This is a genomic window from Ensifer sp. ENS06 (genome assembly GCF_014852205.1).
Lineage (GTDB): Bacteria > Pseudomonadota > Alphaproteobacteria > Rhizobiales > Rhizobiaceae > Ensifer > Ensifer adhaerens.
In genome coordinates this window covers 1-362 of sequence record NZ_JACVBC010000055.1, presented here as the reverse complement: position 1 = coordinate 362, position 362 = coordinate 1, and the positions used below count along the sequence as shown (strand labels likewise).

Annotated in this window: 1 pseudogene; it reads left to right on the top strand. The window is 63.8% G+C overall.

The features are described 5' to 3' along the window. Positions 1 to 233 (top strand): annotated as a pseudogene (locus IB279_RS38295) (5-dehydro-4-deoxyglucarate dehydratase); the annotation flags it as partial. Positions 234 to 362 lie beyond the last annotated feature (129 nt).

Sequence of the window (362 nt, the reverse complement as noted above, 5' to 3'; positions counted from 1 at the left end):
CCGCCCTTCGCGCCGGCGAGCGCGCCACCTGCGAGCGCATCCTCAACGACTTCTTCTATCCGTTCATGGCCATCCGCAACCGCGCCAAGGGCTATGCGGTGTCGGCGATCAAGGCCGGCGTGCGGCTGCAGGGTTTTGATGCCGGTCCGGTGCGTGCGCCGCTGAAAGACTTGACCGAGGAGGAAGTCGCCATGCTCGACGCGCTCATCGGTGCGAACAAGCGTCAGAAATGAGCGTTTTGCGAGGATAGCCCATGAAGATCGTCGCCGTCCGCACCCACCTTCTCGAACATCGGCTGGCCGTGCCGTTCGAAAGCGCCTCCATGCGTTTTGACCGTCGCGCCCATGTGCTGGTCGAGATCG